The sequence below is a fragment of the Vibrio sp. 10N.222.46.A1 genome, assembly GCF_041473595.1.
Lineage (GTDB): Bacteria > Pseudomonadota > Gammaproteobacteria > Enterobacterales > Vibrionaceae > Vibrio > Vibrio tasmaniensis_A.
In genome coordinates, this window is sequence record NZ_JBFRSN010000517.1 from 1 (window position 1) to 3,315 (window position 3,315).

A 3,315-nucleotide genomic window follows, 5' to 3' on the forward strand; every position below is an offset into this window, starting at 1 on the left:
ACTGGTCACCCTAGCTTGCTAAAACGCTCGATAACTGCGTTAGTATTTTTGATTGTAGAATAACTACTTATCAAAAAATGCTGCCTTGTTCTCAAGCCTTTTCCCTGCGCTATTTTTGATCACTTACTTACTGTGATTGGTATTAAGTCACTATGACTTAGCTAGGTTCTTCCATTAAAAGCTTCACACCCAGCCCCACCAGCACCATGCCAGTCACGCCTTCCATCCACTTCATAAAACTCGCATTCTTAAGCAAGTTTTTAGCCGAGTTAAGTGCCCCAGCCAAACCGCATTGCCACACCATCGCAATCATAAAGTGTACCGAAGCCATCAACATAGATTGCAATAATGGTGATCCTTCAGGGTTTACGAATTGAGGTAAAAAGGCCAAATAGAAAACTGCCGTTTTTGGGTTAAGAACGTTAGACAGAAAGCCTTCGCGTAGAGAACGCTTAGCACTGTATGCTTGCTGAGCTTGTTCACCCACCTTCAAACCGCCACCGTTTTTCATCAAAGCTCGTAAACTGCTTAAGCCAAGCCAGATCAGGTAAACCGCACCCACCATCTTAACGGCTTGAAAGAGTTCAGCTGACTGGGCGAGGATTGCAGAAATACCCACAGCAGAGAAAAACGCGTGTACATACAAGCCGCTACAAATACCAAAGCTGGTCATCACGCCGTCAGATAAGCCAGAACGGCTCGTATTGCGAATCACCAAAGCCGTATCTAAACCCGGCGTTAGCGTTAAAATAGTAATGGCAATTAAAAATGCCTCAAAGTTCAAAATATCCATATCATTGTCATTGTTGTTCAGCGATCTATCATCAATACCGTGTATCTGAACAATTCGCAAGCAACAATTGCCACCAGCTATACAACTCACTGATTTTGTGCACAATGGAACAGTTTAATTTGTTAAGAAATAGTAAATTCAAGGCATCGTACCGCCTCATGCTTTTCTCGCTATATCTTCAACTCCGAAGGTCAGCGTCTTTTAAAAGTAGAGCCATAATCAAAGTACATGAGAGATGAACCTTAACGCTGACGCAGTCCTAAGGATCATTTACAGAAACCAAATTAAGAGTAGTCAAATGAGCGCATTCAAAAAACTAGTCGAACACTCTCAAAAATGTTCACGCTTTCAACACCTAGCCTCGATTTGTGGTTGGGACCAAGCTTCAATGATGCCTGCCGGTGGTAACCAAGCTCGTAGTGAAGCAATGGCCGAGCTTTCGGTTCATATTCACGGGTTGATGACGCAACCACAACTTGGAGATTGGATTGCAGACGCTGAAAACGAAGCGCTGAACAACGAACAACAATCATCTCTGCGTGAAATTAAACGCCAATGGCAACAAGCTAACCTACTTCCAGAAAAATTGGTGGAAGCGAAATCTCTAGCGGGTTCAAAATGTGAGCATGCGTGGCGTAGCCAACGTGGAGAAAACGACTGGGTTGGTTTTGAAAAGAACTGGCGTGAAGTGGTTGAGCTGTCTCGTGAAGAAGCACAGATCCGCGCCGATGCGGCGAACCTAACACCTTATGATGCCATGCTTGATATCTATGAACCAGGCACCAGCTCTGCTTCACTTGATGTCTTGTTTGCCGACGTTAAGACATGGCTGCCAAACCTGATTGATGAAGTAATCGAAAAACAATCGAGCGAGCAATTTAATGCGCCATCTGGCATCTATTCGACCGAGAAACAGAAAGCACTTGGTTTAGAAGTCATGAAGCTGCTTCAGTTCGATTTTGAACACGGCCGATTGGATGAAAGTGTTCACCCATTCTGTGGCGGCGTGCCTTCAGACGTGCGTATCACAACCCGCTACGACGAAGCTGAATTCGTTCAAAGCTTAATGGGTATAGTGCATGAAACAGGGCACGCGCGTTACGAACAAGGCTTACCAAAACACCTAGCAGGCCAACCGGCGGGCGAAGCGCGCTCTATGGGTATCCACGAATCTCAATCTTTGTTCTTCGAGATGCAAGTTGGCCGCAGCGACCCATTCATCGGACACTTAGCAAACTTGGCGGGGCAGCAATTCTCAGGTTCAGAGTTTGAGAAAGAGAACTTCCAGAAGATCTACACTCGCGTGAAGAAAGACTTCATCCGTGTTGACGCTGATGAGCTTACCTACCCTGCACACGTTATCTTACGCTACGAAATTGAACGTGACTTGATCAACGGTAAGATCAAACACACCGATGTGCCAGAACTATGGAATACTAAGATGCAGTCATACCTTGGATTAAGCACTCAAGGCAATTTCACTAATGGCTGTATGCAGGATATTCACTGGACGGACGGCGCATTCGGTTACTTCCCATCTTACACACTAGGGGCGATGTACGCGGCTCAGTTCATGGCTTCAATGAAGAAAACAGTGGATGTGAACGCTGTGATTGAAAGTGGCGACCTATCCCCTATCTTCACTTGGTTAGAATCGAATATTTGGAGTAAAGGCAGCCTGCTTAACACCGATGACTTGGTGAAAGGCGCAACCGGTGAAACCTTGAATGCGCAATACTTCAAAGATCACCTAAGAAGCCGTTACCTTTAATGGAATAAATCGATAGAGGCTGATCAGTTTATTGCTTCAGCCTTTTTAATCTCATTTTCAAAACATACTTAGGTTGATTTGAAGATTTATCCCTTCATCGAACCTAACAATCACGGAATATCCTGGTACCTGCTAGCGCGGAATTGGACAATTCCGAGTTGCGTCTTTTGCTAATATAGCAAAGCATGAATTATTGAAAGTATGGAAAAATTCGCTTACGTGAGTGTCCAGTATCACTGGAGCAGATCATTTGTTATATTTTTTTACCTGAGAACAATGCAACACACCCTATAACTTCCACTTTTACATCAGTAAAGTGTTCATTTAACGATGTCACCAATGAGTCTAAATCATCGTTGTTATTACTAAATATGCCTTTCTTATTGTAAACACCCATCAATTTTTTAGCGAAAAAATTCAGTTTCGTACCCTTACCTAAAATTGTACTACCAAACAAAACCCCACCTTCGTTCATATAGCTTTTTAAATGCTTAAACATAATGCCTTTACCAATTAAATTTCCAGGCAAACAATGAAGTAAATAATTAACACTAATTGAGTCAAATTTTTCGATACTTAATTCAAGAGGCTCAAGTACATCCCCACAGTAAACTTCAGGTTGAAAATGACTAATTGCTTTTGAGGTTGTATCAAGACTATTTTCATTCAAATCTAGCAAAGCGATACGTTTTGTTGTTTGTGGTAGGTAATTCTTAAGGTAATAACCTGAGCCAACGCCAACATCTAAATG

At 42.9% G+C, this 3,315-nt stretch carries 3 protein-coding genes; 1 reads left to right on the forward strand and 2 read right to left on the reverse strand.

All coding sequences use genetic code 11. The annotated features are described in order from the left end of the window. Nucleotides 1-157: 157 nt before the first annotated feature. Nucleotides 158-793: a LysE family translocator gene (locus AB4496_RS15010; protein WP_012603778.1), complete on the reverse strand. Its 636-nt coding sequence runs from the start codon at nt 791-793 to the stop codon at nt 158-160. 298 nt (nt 794-1,091) lie between these two features. On the opposite strand from AB4496_RS15010, the gene AB4496_RS15015 reads away from it, so the two are divergent. Then, nucleotides 1,092-2,564 (forward strand): carboxypeptidase M32, encoded by a 1,473-nt coding sequence (locus AB4496_RS15015; RefSeq protein WP_102257305.1) that lies wholly within the window; start codon nt 1,092-1,094, stop codon nt 2,562-2,564. A 253-nt stretch (nt 2,565-2,817) separates the two neighbouring features. Here AB4496_RS15015 and AB4496_RS15020 read toward each other — a convergent pair. After that, the coding region (locus AB4496_RS15020; protein WP_372131262.1) for a class I SAM-dependent methyltransferase at nt 2,818-3,315 on the reverse strand (498 nt) is incomplete at its 5' end.